A 16,370-nucleotide genomic window follows, 5' to 3' on the forward strand; every position below is an offset into this window, starting at 1 on the left:
ACGTCCGCAGCAGGGACGCTCAGCACAAAGTTAGATGACGCGCTGAGGGATGAAGGCTGAGCGTCGCCTATACGGCGGCGCCAGCCGATGCGTTGAACACTTCTCCCGTCTTGAGCATGCTGTGCATGATGACCGCGAGTTTCCGGGCAACCGCCACCGCGGAGCGCTTGAAGCCAAGGCGCTCGCGCAGCTTAAGTCCCCAGCTCTTGAGACTGCTCTCGGTCCTGGCGCTGGTTCTCGTCAAAAGCACTGTCGCCGCTTCATAAAGCAGCCCACGTAAACGATTGTCCCCCCTTCGCGAGATATGGCCGTCATAGTCGACCTCGCCTGACTGATATCGCCGCGTTGTCAAGCCGAGCCAGGCGCCAACCGAGCGCGACGTTCGAAAGTTTTCTGGATCTTCAATTGCCGTAACGTAGGATACCGCCGTGACGGCGCCGATGCCTGGGATTGTCATCAATAGCTTTGTGGCTTGGCTCTCACGGGCCACTATAAGCAGCTGGCGACCAAGATTGGCTGCGCGCTTGCGGATATCGTGCCACGCCTCCAAAAGAGGCAAGATAATCTTCGCAAGCTCGACGTTCCCATCCAAAAGCTTCCGCACATCCCCATCAAAGACCTGCCCCTTCCCTTTCGGGATGATGAGACCGAAGGTCTTCATCAGGCCGCGGATTTGATTGCCAAGTTGCGTTGACATATTCAGGAGCTGTTCGCGGGCAGCCACCAATGTGCGGGCCAACATAGCGTCAAAAGACTTGACGCGAACCTCTTTGTAAAAGCCTGCTTCAGCGAGTTGCGCTAAACCATCGGCGTCATTGGCATCGGTTTTGTTGAGCGTCTCGCTCAATACCTTTTGCGCATGCCGCGCTTCAATGCAGATCGCCGGCACCCCCTCGCTCGTCAGCGCGTGATAGAACCACGTCGACAGCGGTCCCGTTTCGAATACGACCCGCCGCGCGCGCGGAGCTTTTTTGCGGATCATCTGTGCAAGAAGCTTAGGATCCGAAGGACATTTCCCCCGCCAGATCCGCTTCCCATCTTCCCGGATCGAAATTGCGGTATCTTTCAAAGAAAGATCAAGGCCAATATATTGGTTCAAGGTTGCCTCCATCCGATGTTTGGGCCCGGTTCCAATCGAGAGCCCGTTTTTCCATCTTATCGGGGGCAACCACCCTCACCAGCCCAAAATCCAGAGACGGTCGCGCCGCGATTACTCCATGTTCGAGAACCGCGGTCCCAAATGCGCCCTGCTCGTCTATATCGACGATGCCACCGGCAAGCTCTTGCATCTGCGCTTTGCGACTTCAGCGAACACCTTCGATTATCTGCACGCGACGAAGGCCTACTTGCAGCAATGGGGCAAGCCGATCGCCTTCTACAGTCCAGATCGATATGGATGAACGTCGCAGGATCGCTCGCTGGCGAGCGGCCGGCCTCAGCGCCACCGTCATCGCCGAGAAGCTCGGACGGCATTCATTCAGTTTCGCAAGAAGTTCGGCAAGGCCAATGTGACGTCACTGGTCGAGCGGGTCAGCCGCTTTGCGGTCTTCCTGCGCAACAACGACCGGCAATCGAAGCCGATCATGGACGGGCTGATTGAGGTGCTCCAACCCCCTGCCCCAAGCCGCTCGACGCTCCATCACCTTTGACCGGGGCACTGAGTTCAGCGAATGGCCCTATCTGCAGGCTGGTATCGGAACGCAGACATGGTTCTGCGACCCGCAGTCGCCCTGGCAGAAAGGCACGGTCGAGAACACCAATGGCCGGGTTCGCAAATGGCTTTCGAGAGAGATTGATCCCCTGTCGATCACCGACGGCGAGCTGAAGGACATCTGCGATCGGCTCAACTCGACTCCGCGGAAGTGCTTAGGCTACCGAACGCCGGCGGAAGTCTTCCGCAAGAAACTGCTCGCGCAAATGCGGCGTGTCGGCTAGCTTCACACGCACAAGTCGCAGTTCGGCATGAACTTACACCGCATTTTAGAGACATATGAGCCAGTTAGAGATGCGACAGTCGTCGCCTCTTTGGCGACCAACCTCCTCAATCCAAAATGGCACTGTTCGTCCTCGCGCTATTTCCGCAATTCACGACGCCAGGAAACGGTTCCATCAGATTGCAAATGCTGGTCCTCGCAATCATCCTAAAATGCGTCGGCTTCGTCGTGAACGGGGATGATCCTGATTATGGCCCGGGCGAAAAGCAGTATGAAGCTCTCGTCGAAATTTGCTCGACTACCCAATTATCTCCTTGCTGCCGTATTTGCCGGACTGGCCTCTCGACTCGTGTTCGGAGGGAGAGCCTAACCGGTACGCAGGATTCGCGGACTGCTCTGGGCCGAAAGTGCCGATTCTGGTTACCTATCCGGCTATTCAGTTAATTTCCCCCCGAGCGCGGATGATCTCAACCCGCTACACGTAGGTGCAGCAGCCCCTAAGCTGTAAGCCAGATGTCGTGTCAGCCGTCTCTGTTCGAACGTGCTGTGTCGTCGCCTTGGGGGGAGGCATTCTCGTGCCGACAGCAAATAGAATTGCGCTGGCGGCCGCAAACCCCGCAAGAAGAAGGAACATGCCAGGCCCTCCAAAAGCGCCAAGCATGACGCCGCCCAGGGTCGGGCCGACGAAATTGCCGACGGTTGAGAATGAGTGAGCCCCGAAATAGCTTCCCCTATTGCGGTCGCTCGATATACCGTCAACAAGCATGTATTCGGATGGGACGACCAGAATCTCGCCGATCGTGAAGACAATCATCGAGATCGCCAAGCTCCAAAATGCCGTGGAGGTTAGAAAACCGATCTCACTCAGAAGGAACAGAACGCAGCCGATCACGAGGGCATCTAGGGCGCCTGCACGTTCAATGAATCGCCGCGCGAACGGATTGCCGATTAGAACGACTGCGCCGTTGATCGAAACGAGATATGCAAAAATCTCCACGCCGCCAGCTACATTGTCCGAAAGATAGGGAGCAAGCGTAGCCGACCATTGACCGTACACGGCAATTGGCAACATGCCGCCAGCGACAAAGAAGGCCAGACGCGGATCACGGACCGTCGCCTTGATGCTCTGAAACACCGGCACCGCCGACGCGGCGGCTTGGTGAACATCCCCTCGATGAAGGGGAACCTGCAAGAGATGCAGGGCAAACGCAAACATCGCATAGACGATGCCTGCAATGAGGAAAAGGGTCGTGGATGCAGCGCCTGCTGCGATTCCGATCAGCGGCCCAACGGCCCAACCGACATTTGACGCCGTGTAGCGCCAAGAGAAATACTTCAGACGTGCGTGTTCAGGGCATACGTCGCTCATCAGGGCGCGTGAAATCGGCTCATATATCGCGACGGCGACAGCAGCTACGATCTGAGCGAGGCAGAACGCAAGAACCGTTTCAGCTAACCCCATCCCAACCAGAGCGAAAGCCATAGAAAGGAGGGTAAGCGTCAGCACAGTTTTGCGCCCCACTCGGTCCGACAAGGATCCTGCGAAGGGGGCAGCAATCGCTCCCACCAAGGCCCCCAACAGTGCGCCGATCATGGCGGGACCGAGCCCGAATGACTGCTGCAATTTGATGGCGAGGAACGAGAGAGTCATTGCACGCGCGATGGTCACAAGACCCGACCCAATTATGAGGAACAGCACATGTTTCAGCCGCTGTTCTTCGTACTCCATCGTCGCCCCCGATCTACTGCAACAATCCCGATTTCAATCGATCTCGCCTACCTAGCAAATCGCAGAATAGGGAGTTTGTGACCGTTACAATGACCAGTGTGGGCAGCGCAAGGCCGCCATTTCACGAGTTCGTCAGCCGACCATTCGGCTCGACGCGCGGGAATTTCGCCAGGAGCATCTGCCCGCCCTCCTCTACGTGGAGTGCCGGCGCATCGCCCGCCGGCGGACCCTACGCCCGAAGGTTGAAGCTCCTGCGCAAGGCGCTTGGGCTGATGCCCAGCTGTCGGTGAAACGTGGCGCTCAGATGCGCGTGCGAGGAAAAGCCCACTGCAAGTGCAACGGCGCTTAGATCTACGGCGCCGGCGGTGATCAGCGAACGGGCACGCGCGACACGGCGATCGACGATATAGGCATGAGGCGACCAACCGGTCGCCTGCTTGAAAGCCCGTGAGAAGAAACCCGCCGAAAGACCGAGCCCTTCAGCGAGCGCTTGTACCGTTAATTCTCCGTCGAGATTACCTTCGATGATTTCGTCGATCCGTCTCAGGCGCCGTGCGGTCATCCATTGCGGAGTGTCACTCGAAGGGGCACGACATCCCATCTGCAGGCAAAGCCGATCGACGAGAGCGATCATCTGCGCTTCGTGGCGCAACGGCTCGGCGAAGGGAGATGCGAGAAAGAGGCGTCTCAACTCATGCGCGGCCGCAACAGCGAGGGAATCGATGCGGTCGCTGAAAGCGAAGCCGCCTTCTTCCTCGAGATCGAAGCCGGTGAGGACGAGATATTCCCCGCCGGAGGCCGAACACGAGAAGACTTCGCAGCCTTTCGGCACATAGGCGAGCCCGTTCGGCCGCGCGCGAAAAGGCCGGATCCTGTCGCTGGCATAGGCATGTACGCCCTCCTGGCTCTCGAAGGCGAAGCCGAGGACCGGGCGATCCGCCGTATAGCGCGCCTCATAGGGCCGGCGCGGCAAAAGCTCCGCCGACCAGCGGCCGACGGTCACGCGCCTTGCCGGCTCCGGCGTCAATGCCGTGGGTCCGCTCATGCTTACTCGTCCGCTCCTCAGGATCAATTTCCAATGGCCGCCGTTTTACGTCAGGAATCTGAAAGCGCCAAAACTTTCGGCATGTCAGTCATCCGGCATCCGTAAACGATGGAGGCAACGGGATGAAGCTGTTCGCACGGAAGGACATCGAAGAGGCGGCCGCGCTCGTCTACCGGCACATGCCGCCCACCCCGCAATATGTGTGGCCACAGCTCTGCGAGATGGCGGGCGCCACGGTCTGGATCAAGCACGAGAACCACACGCCCGTCGGCGCGTTCAAGGTCCGCGGTGGCATCACCTTCATGGATTGGCTCCGCCGCAGCCGGCCAGAAACCACGGGCATTGTCACCGCAACGCGCGGCAATCACGGACAGAGCCAAGCGCGTGCCGCCCGGACTGCCGGGCTTGAGGCGCAAATCATCGTTCCGCACGGCAATTCCGTCGAAAAGAATGCCGCCATGCGCGCCTGGGGCGGCAAGGTCATCGAGTTCGGCCGGGACTTTGACGAGGCGCGAAGCGAAGCGCGGCGGCTTGCGGCCGAGGCCGGCTCTTTCCTGGTGCCGGCCTTCCATAAAGAGATCGTCCTCGGTGTCGCGACTTATGCGCTGGAACTCTTCACCGCGGCACCCGATCTCGATGCGGTCTATGTGCCGATCGGCTGCGGCTCGGGGATTTGCGGCGTCATTGCCGCACGCGAGACGCTGGGCCTAAAGACGGAGGTGATCGGCGTCGTCTCAACCCACGCGCCGGCTGCGAAACTGTCATTTGAAGCCGGGCGGCCGATCCAGACCGAAACGGCGCTGACCTTCGCGGACGGCATGGCCGTTCGCGTCCCCGTGGAAGAGGCCTTCGCGATCTATGCGAAAGGCGCCTCCCGCATCGTCGCCGTCAGCGACGACGAAGTGGCGGAGGCGATGCGCCTCCTCTACCGCGCCACCCACAATGTCGCCGAGGGCGCGGGCGCGGCGCCGCTCGCCGCGCTGCTCAAGGAAGGTGCGGCCATGCGTGGCAGGAAAATCGGCCTCATCCTGAGCGGAGCGAATGTGGACGCCGACGTGTTTCAGAAGGTTTTGGCCGGGGAGACGCCCAGTGTCACGTGAAGCTTCGTCCCTTCTACGGCAAGCCCAGGCCCCGCTTCAGCGTCTTCAGGACGGCCCAATCCGCGCCTTCCAGGGGCGCGGGACCGACTGGCTCCTCCAAACGATGCCCGCCGCCGGCCCCTCGCTCGTCACCGCCTCGGCCGGAAACTTCGGCCAAGGGCTCGCACATGCCGCCGCCAAACGGGGTCGCAAGGCGATCGTTTTTGCGGCGACGAATGCCAACCCGCTGAAGATTGCCGCCATGCAGCGCGTTGGAGCGGAAGTCATTCTTCACGGCGACGATTTCGACGCGGCCAAGGCCGAGGCGCGTCGGTTCGCCGAGACAAAGGGCTGTGCCTTCATCCAGGACGGGGCCCATCCTGCAATCGGGCAGTGGCCCGCCGCCGGCGATAGCAGTCAGTGGAAGCCCCTTCGCACATAGGACAAGCAGTCAAATCTATTGAGGACAGAATGATAATCTGGCGTGAATCGTCCTGGCAGCTCTTGGACTGCTCGGGTCTCAATTCGTCGTCGAAGCCATTTTTGATGGTCCTCCCGCATCGGAATTTGTCCCGATCGGCCAAATGGCCGGTATGTGGTCGGGAGCCGCACTCGTAGCCCTTATGAACCTGGCGCTGGAGCGCGTCGACAAGCCGCGCACTGTAATCGACAAGGAAACGGGCAGCGAGCTCGTGCTTAAAGCCAAACACGATTTCTTCTTCATCCCGATGAAGTATTGGGCCTATCTGCTGATGCTGGTCGGCGTGGCCCGCTATTTCGCCGACTGACCCTGCGAGAAGGGGTGCAAGCCGCCCGGTCTATCGTTGGCATTTCACTCCGGCGCCAGGGCTCGTCTTTTCGACCGAGCCTCTTGACGAGAGGCCCCGCAAAATCGTGTCGATCCGACCTGAGGTCATCTAGGCACTGATCAGCACATTCCACAACGACGCACGCGTGTATCACTAGCCAAATCAAAGACAGAAACAATGCAATCTAAACGACGAATATCATCACTCGCCCTCTCCGTATTTGTTGTTGCCTCCGCGACGCCGCTTTTCGCAGGAGAGCTGTTCCCGATAGATCACGGAAGATACGTCGAATCGCGACTTGGTTGCGGCGAAACAAAACGTTCGCTCCTATTTATCTATAACGGGCAAAACATTAAGGGCGAAAAGAGCAGCTGCACCGTGAGCAACGTTTCCTATTCTGGAAACATTTACGAGTTCGACGAGACCTGCTCATATTATCATCACTGGTGGAGCATCTTGCCGACAATTGTCACGGGATACAAAAGCAGGATGGAAATATCAAACAAGAGGGAATTCCTGTTAAAACGCGAGAATGAAAGCCTTGAGATGACAGATCGATACAGGTGGTGCGCGTCGGAATAATCCTCGCACCGCTGGACGAAATTAACGTCGGCCTGCTGTTGGAAACATGCTCGCAAAGGAAGCGGCCGCCAAACGGCTTCGGCGGCGCTTTCATGAATGATGAGAAGGAGAGACATTTGCATAGAATACTGCGGCTTATCGCCCATGCCGCCGTTGTCACGGCGCTGTCATTGGGTGCGGCATCCGCCTCTGAAGTGCCCGCCAGAAAATCAGGGCTTTGGATCGTAAAATCCCAAGACAATCCCTTCGCGAACTGGAGCATGTGCGTCAACGACAAGAACAACACGTTCCTGAACAGCGATGTCTGGAGCAACTTCAAGAAAGAATGCAAGGTCAGATCGCTCACAAGAAGCGGGAACGGCTACTCGTTGATCTCTAATTGCAATTCCAGCCTCACCGGCGACGTCAGGCTTATTGTGGATTTCTCCGGCGACTTCAGAACGGCTTACACCTTCAAATCAACCACAGAAGCAAGGGGGCCAAGTCAGCAGGTCGATCGACAAACCATCACTGTCAGCGCCTCATTCGCAGGAGAATGCCCGGCGGGCATGAGGCCTGGGATGAAGCGAATGGAGCGGCAGTAACCCGCGTGGGCACGATGGGCAGCAATTGAGCACCGGACTGTGGCATGCTCCAACGCTCCCCTCTCGCAGCCGCCACAGGTAAGGTATCCCCTTGCTGCCCTTCAATCTGAAAACCTGCTATCCAAGCGGTGTCGGCCAGGAGGACGTCCTGGCGCAGCACATTCGCTCCGTCTTGGTCGTGCACCCGCCGCAGGGCGACGTTCTCGCTCGCCCTTTCTGCTCTTCGCAGGATCGGCGCAACGATCGTGCCCATGCCGATGGATGAACACGGCCTCCTGCCGGATCCCCTGGAGACGGCCGCCGCGGTACCGAGTTTCGCGGTTCCAGGGCTCTGGATGACGGGATCGGCGCCAGGAACTGGTTCTGCGATCCAAATTCACCGTCGCAGAAAGGTGCCGTCAAGAACACCAACAAGCGCATCCGCCGCTTCCTGCCCAGCGACACAGATCTGGCGGCAGCAAGCCAGCATCAGCTCGTCGCCACCGCAAAGTTGAAGTGTCCTGTTTCTGCAAAGTAAGAATGTCACTCTCCCCGGTTTTGATGACCTGGGAGATTGCGGATGGGATTGATTGCGATGAGCGAGCGTGATCTGCAGCGGATCGAGGTTTTGTCGAAGGTGATCGACGGCCGCATGACGATTGTCTCGGCGGCGCATGTGTTGTGCCAAGTGCGCCGGCTCTTGGAGCGGATCCGGACGGACGGCGCAGCATCCGGCACAAGGCGATTTGGCCGACCGTCGAACAACCGGATCAGCGATAGTGTTCGGGATTATGTGGCGCTGGTTCGCGAGCGCTATGCCGACTTCGGTCCGACGCTGCCGTCGCGGTCGAAGCGCAAGGAGTCGGCGTTGCGCCGACTGTTCAAGAGCGATGGCCCGTCCCATTCACCTCGACAATGTCGCGCTGCTATTTGTGGTGGGCTAGCATGTGCGCGCAAGCTCAACTACCCGGGTCGAAACACGGTCTGCAACCTCCCGATCATGCGTTACCATGAGCACCGCAACGCGCCTCTCGCTGACGATTTCCAGCAGGAATGTCATCACCTCTTTCTGGCTGACCGGGTCCAGCCGCGAGGTCATCTCGTCGGCGAAGAGGAAGGCGGGATCGAGCAGCAGGGCACGCAACAGCGCAAAACGCTGCAATTCCCCGCCGGAAATCTGTCCCGGCAGACGATCGAGCAAGGCTCCCGGCAAGCGCAACCGGGCCAGCAATCGCTCGACATCGGTCCATTCCTTGCCATGCAGCCGCGTCAGATCCCGCAATCCCCTGCGGATCGTCTGAGACGGCGCGAACGCTGCAGGCGGGTCCTGGTAGAGTTTCTGGAAGCGTAGCGAGGAGAGGCCTGCCTTGCGCACGATCGAGCCCGCATCAGGATTGGTCAGGCCAAGCAGGATGTTGCCGACCGTCGTCTTGCCGCATCCGCTGGGGCCGGCGATCGAGACGATCTCGCCGGCAGCCACGGTGATGTCGAGGCCGGAAAACAGAACCCTGTCACCGTATCTCTTTTCCAGTCCGCAGCCCGCGACAACCAGCTTGTCCGATTTCATGCCCGGATGCCGCTCCCACTGTGATGGCTCGGCCGCCAGAAGTGCCTTGGTGTAGGCGTGCGCGGGGGCAGTCAGCAGCTTCTGGGTGGGCCCATATTCAACGAGCCGACCATCGAGCATGACGCCAATCGTTCCGCCGAGCGCTCTGGCCACGGCGACGTCGTGGGTGATGGTCAGGAGCAGGCGTCCCCTTTCCACTTCCTGTCTCAGGCGGTCCGTCACCGCGTCCCGGAGGGCCGCATCGAGCCCCTTGGTCGGTTCGTCGGCGATCAGCAGTTCGGCGTCCGTCGCATGCGCCATGGCAATGGCCGTCCGCTGCCCCATGCCGCCGGAAATCTGGAACGGGTAGAGCCCTTCTGCGGCAGAAAGAGCCACTTCGGAGAGGTTTTTCTTCGCAGCCATTGCGCTTTCGGCGGCCGCCCTGCCCTTCACGTAGCGATGAACCTCGGCAACTTGCGGGGCCACGCGCATGGTCGGATCCAGCGCCAGCCATGGTTCCTGCGGCAGCAGGCTGATGCTGCGGCCCCACCGACGGCGACGTTGGCTCGGCGTTTCCTTGAGAAGATCCGCCTCCTTGAACAGCACGCGCCCCGTCGCCCGCAGTTCCGGGGGCAGATTGCCCATGATCGCCTGCGCGACCAGCGACTTTCCCGAGCCGCTTTCGCCGAGAAGGGTCAAAGGCTGACCTCTGCCTAAGGCAAGCGTTACGTCCGAAACGATCGCACCCTCGGCTGAGTGGATGGACAGACCGGAAACCGAGAGGTCGGATGGGACCTGGATGTTCATGCGCGATCTCCCTGCGCGAGCAGTTGCAGTCCGAGAACCAGAAGGAAGATGAGCGTGGCGGGAAGCAGCACATGCATCGGAGCCTCGGCATAGTATGGCAGGAGTTCCACGATCATGCTGCCGAGTTCCGGCGTGGGTGGCTGGAGACCGACGCTGATCGCGCTCAGCGTCGATACCGCGATGATGGCGGTTGCCATGGCGAATGCGGAAAGCGTGGCGATCATCGGTCCGATGACCGGCAGGACATAATGGACGAAGATGTAGCGCGAGCCGAAACCGAGCATGCGCGCTGCTTCGATATGCGGTTGAGCCAACACCGTTCTCGTCGTCGTTTTCGTCACGCGGTAAAACTCCACCCACAGGGTCAGCGCCAGCCCGAGAAAGAGCGGCCCATAATTGCCGGGCGCAAAGGCGAGTAGCAGAAGCACGAGCATAAGGCCGGGCAAGGCCAGGACGACAGTCGCCACCAATTCAAGCAGGCGCTCCGTCCAGCCGCCTTTCCATGCGGCGAGAAGGCCGAGCAGAACGCCGGGTATGGCCGCAGCCAGCATGGTGAGAAAGGCCATGCCGAAGGAGAGGCGCGCGCCGTGGGCAAGCCGCGCGACGAGGCTGCGGCCGTAATGATCGGCGCCCAGCAGATAGTCGCCGCCGATCGGCGCAAGGCTCGCGCCGAAATCCTGGGCGGCCGGGTCGGACGGAATGACCACGGGGCCGACGATGGCAAAGCCGCTGAGTAGGATCATCAGACCGGCGCCCGCCTGGCGCGCCGGCCCGATGGCCGCCTTCGGTCTCGTGAATAAGAAATTGTCGAAGGTGCTCATGCCGTTCTCCTCACGCGCGGATCGAGCCAGAGGGTGACAAGATCGACGGCCGCGCCAATGGCGACGAACATCAGTCCCATTATCAGTGCCGTCCCCTGCACCATCGGGATGTCGCGTTCGACGATCGCATGCACCAGCGCGTGGCCGATGCCCGGATAGGCGAAGAGCGATTCCACCACCACCACCCCTTCGATCAGATAGATCGCCTGCAATCCGAGATAGGAGACGACTGGAATGGCCGCATTCCTGAGCCCGTGCCGTCGCACGGCCACGGGCTCGGAGAGCCCCTTGTAGCGAGCGAAGGCAAAATAGGGCGCCCGGGCGACGGCCGCGACGGCGTTGCGGGTAACGCGGCTCGACATCGCCGCGAGCCCGAGCGCTAGCGTCAGCGCCGGCAACAGGATCTCCCGGGGGGACCCGAAGCCGGCCGGCGGCAGCCAGCCGAGCTGCCGGGAAAAGACCAGCATGAGGATGAGGCCCATCACGAAGGGCGGAATGGCGCGGAAGGTCACGGCGCCCATGAGGCAGACCCGATCTGCGACGCCACCCGGCTTGAGGCCCCCGAAAAGCCCTACGATCGGACCGATCAGCAGCGACAGCAGCAACGCTGCTGCCGCTAGCCAGACCGAAGCGCCGAGTTGCACCTGCAATTCATGGGCAACGGCGCGTCCGGTAACCAGCGAATGGCCGAGATCGAATCGCGCGAGGCTGCCCAGCCATTCGATGAACTGCATGGCGATCGGCCGTTCGAGGCCGAGTTCGAGACGCACCTTCTCGGCCGCCTCAGCGATCCGCGCGTCCGGTCCGTAGCGGCCGGCCGCGATGCGCATGGCAACGTCCCCCGGCAGCACGCGCATCAGGACGAAACACAAGGCTCCCACCACGATCGCAACGACAGCAGCCTGCAGAAGGCGAGCAAAAAAGAACTTCTTCATAGCCCTTCCCGTTATTCTGCCCAGCGGATCGACGAGAGGCCGTAGTTCACCTCGAGAGGATCGACCTCAACGCCGGTGATGCGCTTGCTGGAGACGATAGCGAGTTCGGACCAGGTGACGGGTATGCTCGGCAATTCCTGTTGCAGGATTTCGACCGCGCGGGTCTGGAGCGGAGCGCGGACATTCGCGTCGCTCGTTGCCGCGAGCTTTTCGACGATGTCCTGCATCTCCTTGTTGTCCCAACCCATGGAGCCCCAGTCGCTACCGCCCGCACCATAGTCCTGAAGAAGTGTGCCGACCGGATCAGGCACGATCGAATAGAGCCGCGAGATCAGCCCCATCTCCAGGCTCCCATCCTTGTGACGGGCCGGGATTTCAGAACTGTTGCCGACGGATACCTTGGCCTCGATGCCGACCTGCCTGAGCTGGGCCTGGAGCGCTGTCGCGATCGGCGGCAGTTCCGGCCAGCTGGAATAGGTGAGCATCGTCACGCTGAAGCGCTTGCCGTCCTTCTCCAGGATGCCGTCGCTCCCCGGCACCCAGCCGGCGGCCGCCAGCAGTTCCTTCGCCTTTTCGACGTTACGCCCGAGCGGCCGAACATCGGGAAGGTTCCAGCCCTTCATGGCCGGTGGGAAAAGCTGGGTTGCGGCCAGGTCGGCATTGCGCAGGATGACCTTTGTGATGCCGATGCGGTCGATGGCGGCGCTGATCGCCCGTCGCTCTTCGATCTGGTCGAAAAACGGCGATGCAGCGTTGACCTTGAGAATACGTGTGCGGGGGATGGTCGCGATCCGGACGTCCAGATTCGGATTGGCCTTCAGCCGATCGACCGAAACCGGCAGCATAGAAAAGACGAGGTCGGCTTCGCCGCTTTCGGCCATGAGAGCGCGGGTTTCCCCCTGCCCCACGGCAAGGTAGCTTACTTGCTCGATGCCGGGTTTTCCGCCCCACCAGTTGCCCGATCCTTCCAATTCGAGCCGTGCCGGCGGCGTCAGGCGTTTGATCTTGTAGGGTCCGGAACCAACGATCTGCGTGATTTTGCCCGCGCCGTCGAACGAGGACGGAGCAAGGATGATGGCGCTGAAATGCACGAGATAAGCCGGCAAGGCGGAAAAGGGCTTGGTCAGCCGTATCCGGACGTCGCTGCCGTCGCTCGCAATCTCGGCTATCGGTGCCTGAGATAGAACGCCGACACCCGCGAGCGCTCGATTTAGGCTGGCGGCGGCCGTCTCGGCGGTGACCGGGGTTCCATCATGGAAAACCGCATTGGCCCGGAGCGTAAAGGTCCACGCGAGGCCGTCGTCCGAAACCGACCAGTTTTCCGCAAGACCTGGAACGAGGCCCCCCACCTTGTCGGTCGTCACCAGCGTTTCGGCGACCTGAAGCCTGCTGAAGACATAGCCCGTCTGCGCCGGCTCGATACCGCTGATTTCCCATGGCCCCGCCACCTTCAGCACTACTGCATAAGCGGAGCTGACGGATAGGGACGCACCGAGGGCAAGCGTTTTACGCATCGTATTCTCCGGTGATTCAAAGTGATGTCGAATTGCCAATCTCGTGCAATCGCCCGTCAGGCGCATGCGTCTGAGCATCGGGAAGACGCCGACCAAGCCCAGCGGCACGAGGTCGATGACGCTCGCCGGAAAGGTGCGAGCGAGGACTTGCTGCATGGCCTTGATAGCCAAGCGTCAGATTTGCGCATTCCGGGCAGGTGTCGCTCATCGCGTCCTCGGGGAATGACGGTTCCTGCATATGTAACGTTATTACGTTCGTCAAACGAAATGTTACGAAATAACATACCGAATGGAGCGGCAAGCGAGCCCGCAGCTTGAGCGGTTACCTGCATCAGACCCGTCAATCCAAAAGATCGAACACGTTCAGGAAGACTGAGCCCTCGCCGGTCGCCGTGCTTGCGGGATATCTCGGTGCGGCGGGCAAAATCACGCTATTGAACCGTATTTTCACAGAGCCGCATGGCAAGAGGCTTGCGGTCCTCGTCAATGAATTCGGCGAGGTCGGCCGCTACAACGACGTCATCGTCGGGTCCGACGAGGACGTGATGCCGCTTGGCTCCGGTCGCAGAATGGATTGGTTTGATTTCATCGGTACTTACGGTCGTTCTTATCGTCACAATCGCATAACCCAATCTACAACCGGAGGCTTACGCATCTCCCGGCATTTTTCCCTTTGCCGTGGAGGGCGCGGTGACGCGGCGTCGCGGAATGAGACTACGTCGTGCCGCCTCGATGGGGCCCGCCATAGGGCGGCGCCGCGATGGTTGCCCAATTGGTAAGGTGTGCGACCGCGCCTGCTGCCTTCGTGCGACGTGCTCGTCGTCCGAAAACCGCTGCACGCTTGTCGGTGGCATGCATCAATGCGCCGTATAAGCTCCGTCGACGAGATGATAGCTCCCCGTGATGAAGGAGGCCTCGTCGGAAAGGAGGAAGCAGACGAGGGCGGCCACCTCCTCCGGCGTTCCGCGCCGTCCCATGGGCTGAAGGGCCTCCATGCGACGCGTCTTTGCGAGTTCCGCATATTCCGACAGAAGCGGGGTCTCGATCCAGCCGGGACCGACGGCATTGATGCGGATGCCCAGTCGAGCATATTCGATTGCAGCCGCCTTGGTCAGGCCGACGACACCGTGCTTGGCTGCGGTGTAGGCCGAAGCAGTCGGCAAAGCGACCGATCCGAGAATCGAAGTTATGTTGACGATGGCGCCTTCCCGTTGAGTCAGCATGGCCGCGATCTCGTGCTTCATGCAGTAGAAGGTGCCGTGCAGGTTCACGTTCATCACCCGGTGCCATTCGTCGAGCGGATAATTCGCCGTCGGCCAGCGCTGAGCTTCGGTGCCCGCATTGTTGACCGCCAGGTGCAGGCCGCCGAGCGACGACGCGAATTCGATCAGCCGCTCGACCGCATCTGCGTCGGTGATATCGACGGCGAAGTCGCGCGCCCTGCCACCGCCGGAGTTGATCTCGGCCGCCACGCTCTGGGCGGCATCGGCATTGATATCGGCGATGATGACCTCGGCCCCCTCGCCTGCGAGCTGCCGCGAAACGGCGGCACCTATTCCGGAGCCCGCGCCGGTCACGAGTGCCACTTTCCCCCCGAAGCGTTGTTTCATCGTGCCTCCATCATCTTCTCTTCGCTGCTGCAAGTCTCCTCAAGCCGACTTCGGCTGCGGAGCCAGGGCCTGGCCCGGTAGTCGACCAGACATGAACAGTCTGCGCAATGCGTTTCGTCGGGCGTCGGCGACGTTGTTCGCCCGACTGAGGCGAATCTGCCTGATCGCCTTTGTTCGAAAGCTGCGACAAAGGTTTAAGATCACTATGGAATACAGCCTTTGCCTATTTTTGATCGGCGGGTCCAGCCGGTTTTCGTCCCGTGCTGGATGCAAGGCTTGGCTGACACCCGCGACGGTGTTAAACACGGATGGTAACCGAGTCTCAACTGCTCAGCAGGTGAAAATGGGGAAAAACCACGTTACACGCCGGATGCTCGTGCTGGGTGCTCTTGGTATGTTGGTGTCGGGCTGCAGCTTGACCGAGCGTCCGAGGGCGAGCGCCATTGCTGCCCGGCCGCGTCTCGATCCACGCTACCGTCGGCAAGAGGTGGCTTACCCGGGGCCTGAGGGGCCGGGAACGATCGTCGTCGATACCGTGCAGCGTTACCTCTACTACGTTGAGGGCGGGGGATCGGCTATTCGCTACGGCATCGGCGTCGGCGAAGAAGGCCGGACGATCAAGGGCCGGGCGAGAATCGGCCGAAAGGCGGAGTGGCCCTCCTGGACCCCAACCGAAAATATGATGCGCCGGAAGCCCCACCTTAGGCAATATGCCAGCGGTGTCTCGGGCGGGCTCCACAATCCTCTCGGAGCGGCTGCGCTCTACCTCTATCGAGGTGGGCAGGACACCATGTTCCGCCTGCATGGTACCAACGAACCATGGACTATCGGCCAAGCCGTATCGAGCGGCTGCATCCGTTTGACGAACGAAGATATCGTCGATCTGTACAGCCGCGCCCCGGTGGGCACGCCAGTCATGATCGTCTGATGGTGTTTTTGCGCATATTTGGTATAAATAGCGTGAGCCATGTGTGTGAGGTCCCTTTGAACAGTTCCAAACCGACAAAGCTGATGCCAACTGTGTCTTTCATGCACTAGGCCACGGCGGGAATCGCCACTATTACTTGGAGTGTTGCCTTCGATAAACCATTCCCACTATTGAGGAAAGGACTACTTGATGAGCAGAATTCTGGTGTTGACGATTACGTTGCTTTCTGTCGTTGGCCTGAGCGCCTGCGGCACGATCGGCAAAGGTAAAGGCAAGGCCCCGCCGCCGGTGGCGGCTGCGCCCGTCGAGCCCGCACCGATTTACAAGTAATTGCTGAAATTGTGCTGCGGGGGGAAGCTGAAGAGCCCCTCCCCGCAGCACTCTTCTAAGGCTGGATCGGTGCGGCTGACAGTCAAAGACATTTACGATGACGGGTCGGCCCGCATGCTGGCCCGAGTAGACCGGGGA

Annotated in this window: 14 protein-coding genes and 5 pseudogenes; 11 read left to right on the forward strand and 8 right to left on the reverse strand. The window is 60.5% G+C overall.

All coding sequences use genetic code 11. The features are described 5' to 3' along the window. Window positions 1–67 precede the first annotated feature (67 nt). Complete coding sequence (locus EKH55_RS07030) at window positions 68–1,099, reverse strand: IS110 family RNA-guided transposase (protein WP_151611218.1); 1,032 nt, start codon at window positions 1,097–1,099, stop codon at window positions 68–70. A 121-nt stretch (window positions 1,100–1,220) separates the two neighbouring features. Between EKH55_RS07030 and EKH55_RS07035 the strand changes: the two are divergent. Then, window positions 1,221–1,397: pseudogene (locus EKH55_RS07035) on the forward strand (ISNCY family transposase); the annotation flags it as partial. Window positions 1,398–1,475: 78 nt separating this feature from the next. Beyond that, window positions 1,476–1,935, forward strand: a pseudogene (locus tag EKH55_RS07045) (IS30 family transposase); the annotation flags it as partial. A gap of 474 nt (window positions 1,936–2,409) precedes the next feature. Here the strand turns inward: EKH55_RS07045 and EKH55_RS07050 are convergent. Further along, the gene (locus EKH55_RS07050; protein ID WP_151611220.1) at window positions 2,410–3,663 is read right to left on the reverse strand and encodes an MFS transporter; all 1,254 of its coding nucleotides are present in this window, start codon (window positions 3,661–3,663) and stop codon (window positions 2,410–2,412) included. Between the two features lie 229 nt (window positions 3,664–3,892). Then, complete coding sequence (locus EKH55_RS07055) at window positions 3,893–4,708, reverse strand: AraC family transcriptional regulator (protein ID WP_151611221.1); 816 nt, start codon at window positions 4,706–4,708, stop codon at window positions 3,893–3,895. A gap of 122 nt (window positions 4,709–4,830) precedes the next feature. On the opposite strand from EKH55_RS07055, the gene EKH55_RS07060 reads away from it, so the two are divergent. From EKH55_RS07060 to EKH55_RS07085, 6 genes and pseudogenes are all read left to right on the forward strand, one after another. Continuing rightward, window positions 4,831–5,808 (forward strand): threonine dehydratase, encoded by a 978-nt coding sequence (locus EKH55_RS07060; RefSeq protein WP_069457440.1) that lies wholly within the window; start codon window positions 4,831–4,833, stop codon window positions 5,806–5,808. After that, complete coding sequence (locus EKH55_RS07065; protein WP_225191892.1) at window positions 5,798–6,229, forward strand: pyridoxal-phosphate dependent enzyme; 432 nt, start codon at window positions 5,798–5,800, stop codon at window positions 6,227–6,229. The genes EKH55_RS07060 and EKH55_RS07065 overlap by 11 nt, the downstream gene beginning before the upstream one ends. Before the next feature lie 142 nt (window positions 6,230–6,371). Further along, window positions 6,372–6,575 (forward strand): hypothetical protein, encoded by a 204-nt coding sequence (locus EKH55_RS07070; protein ID WP_131820467.1) that lies wholly within the window; start codon window positions 6,372–6,374, stop codon window positions 6,573–6,575. Window positions 6,576–7,159: 584 nt separating this feature from the next. Then, the gene (locus EKH55_RS07075) at window positions 7,160–7,762 is read left to right on the forward strand and encodes a DUF3617 domain-containing protein (RefSeq protein WP_069457438.1); all 603 of its coding nucleotides are present in this window, start codon (window positions 7,160–7,162) and stop codon (window positions 7,760–7,762) included. A gap of 301 nt (window positions 7,763–8,063) precedes the next feature. Next, a pseudogene (locus EKH55_RS29690) lies at window positions 8,064–8,240 on the forward strand (IS30 family transposase); the annotation flags it as partial. A gap of 81 nt (window positions 8,241–8,321) precedes the next feature. Continuing rightward, a pseudogene (locus EKH55_RS07085) lies at window positions 8,322–8,615 on the forward strand (helix-turn-helix domain-containing protein); the annotation flags it as partial. 66 nt (window positions 8,616–8,681) lie between these two features. Here EKH55_RS07085 and EKH55_RS07090 read toward each other — a convergent pair. Genes EKH55_RS07090 through EKH55_RS07105 form a run of 4 tightly spaced genes read right to left on the reverse strand, consistent with a single transcriptional unit; the run spans window position 8,682 to window position 13,364 of the window. Further along, entirely contained in the window at window positions 8,682–10,094 is a 1,413-nt protein-coding gene (locus EKH55_RS07090) for an ABC transporter ATP-binding protein (protein ID WP_151611223.1), read from the reverse strand. After that, the gene (locus EKH55_RS07095; RefSeq protein WP_069457436.1) at window positions 10,091–10,915 is read right to left on the reverse strand and encodes an ABC transporter permease; all 825 of its coding nucleotides are present in this window, start codon (window positions 10,913–10,915) and stop codon (window positions 10,091–10,093) included. The genes EKH55_RS07090 and EKH55_RS07095 overlap by 4 nt, the downstream gene beginning before the upstream one ends. Beyond that, window positions 10,912–11,850 (reverse strand): ABC transporter permease, encoded by a 939-nt coding sequence (locus EKH55_RS07100; protein ID WP_069457435.1) that lies wholly within the window; start codon window positions 11,848–11,850, stop codon window positions 10,912–10,914. The genes EKH55_RS07095 and EKH55_RS07100 overlap by 4 nt, the downstream gene beginning before the upstream one ends. Window positions 11,851–11,861: 11 nt before the next feature. Then, window positions 11,862–13,364: an ABC transporter substrate-binding protein gene (locus tag EKH55_RS07105; RefSeq protein ID WP_151611224.1), complete on the reverse strand. Its 1,503-nt coding sequence runs from the start codon at window positions 13,362–13,364 to the stop codon at window positions 11,862–11,864. 326 nt (window positions 13,365–13,690) lie between these two features. On the opposite strand from EKH55_RS07105, the pseudogene EKH55_RS29695 reads away from it, so the two are divergent. Next, window positions 13,691–13,927 (forward strand): annotated as a pseudogene (locus tag EKH55_RS29695) (GTP-binding protein); the annotation flags it as partial. A gap of 294 nt (window positions 13,928–14,221) precedes the next feature. On the opposite strand, the gene EKH55_RS07115 reads toward EKH55_RS29695, so the two are convergent. Beyond that, the gene (locus EKH55_RS07115; protein WP_069457433.1) at window positions 14,222–14,974 is read right to left on the reverse strand and encodes an SDR family NAD(P)-dependent oxidoreductase; all 753 of its coding nucleotides are present in this window, start codon (window positions 14,972–14,974) and stop codon (window positions 14,222–14,224) included. A gap of 343 nt (window positions 14,975–15,317) precedes the next feature. On the opposite strand from EKH55_RS07115, the gene EKH55_RS07120 reads away from it, so the two are divergent. Continuing rightward, complete coding sequence (locus tag EKH55_RS07120; RefSeq protein WP_069457432.1) at window positions 15,318–15,902, forward strand: L,D-transpeptidase; 585 nt, start codon at window positions 15,318–15,320, stop codon at window positions 15,900–15,902. A 189-nt stretch (window positions 15,903–16,091) separates the two neighbouring features. Beyond that, the gene (locus EKH55_RS07125; protein WP_069457431.1) at window positions 16,092–16,232 is read left to right on the forward strand and encodes an ABC transporter; all 141 of its coding nucleotides are present in this window, start codon (window positions 16,092–16,094) and stop codon (window positions 16,230–16,232) included. The last annotated feature ends 138 nt before the right edge of the window (window positions 16,233–16,370 follow it).

This window comes from Sinorhizobium alkalisoli (assembly GCF_008932245.1).
Classification (GTDB): Bacteria; Pseudomonadota; Alphaproteobacteria; order Rhizobiales; family Rhizobiaceae; genus Sinorhizobium; species Sinorhizobium alkalisoli.

Excerpts from the sequence above, each read along its gene's own strand:
- EKH55_RS07050 (WP_151611220.1), bottom strand. The coding sequence starts at position 3,663 with ATGGAGTACGAAGAACAGCGGCTGAAACATGTGCTGTTCCTCATAATT.
- EKH55_RS07055 (WP_151611221.1), bottom strand. The coding sequence starts at position 4,708 with ATGAGCGGACCCACGGCATTGACGCCGGAGCCGGCAAGGCGCGTGACC.
- EKH55_RS07060 (WP_069457440.1), top strand. The coding sequence starts at position 4,831 with ATGAAGCTGTTCGCACGGAAGGACATCGAAGAGGCGGCCGCGCTCGTC.
- EKH55_RS07070 (WP_131820467.1), top strand. The coding sequence starts at position 6,372 with ATGGCCGGTATGTGGTCGGGAGCCGCACTCGTAGCCCTTATGAACCTG.
- EKH55_RS07090 (WP_151611223.1), bottom strand. The coding sequence starts at position 10,094 with ATGAACATCCAGGTCCCATCCGACCTCTCGGTTTCCGGTCTGTCCATC.
- EKH55_RS07095 (WP_069457436.1), bottom strand. The coding sequence starts at position 10,915 with ATGAGCACCTTCGACAATTTCTTATTCACGAGACCGAAGGCGGCCATC.
- EKH55_RS07100 (WP_069457435.1), bottom strand. The coding sequence starts at position 11,850 with ATGAAGAAGTTCTTTTTTGCTCGCCTTCTGCAGGCTGCTGTCGTTGCG.
- EKH55_RS07105 (WP_151611224.1), bottom strand. The coding sequence starts at position 13,364 with ATGCGTAAAACGCTTGCCCTCGGTGCGTCCCTATCCGTCAGCTCCGCT.
- EKH55_RS07115 (WP_069457433.1), bottom strand. The coding sequence starts at position 14,974 with ATGAAACAACGCTTCGGGGGGAAAGTGGCACTCGTGACCGGCGCGGGC.
- EKH55_RS07120 (WP_069457432.1), top strand. The coding sequence starts at position 15,318 with ATGGGGAAAAACCACGTTACACGCCGGATGCTCGTGCTGGGTGCTCTT.
- EKH55_RS07125 (WP_069457431.1), top strand. The coding sequence starts at position 16,092 with ATGAGCAGAATTCTGGTGTTGACGATTACGTTGCTTTCTGTCGTTGGC.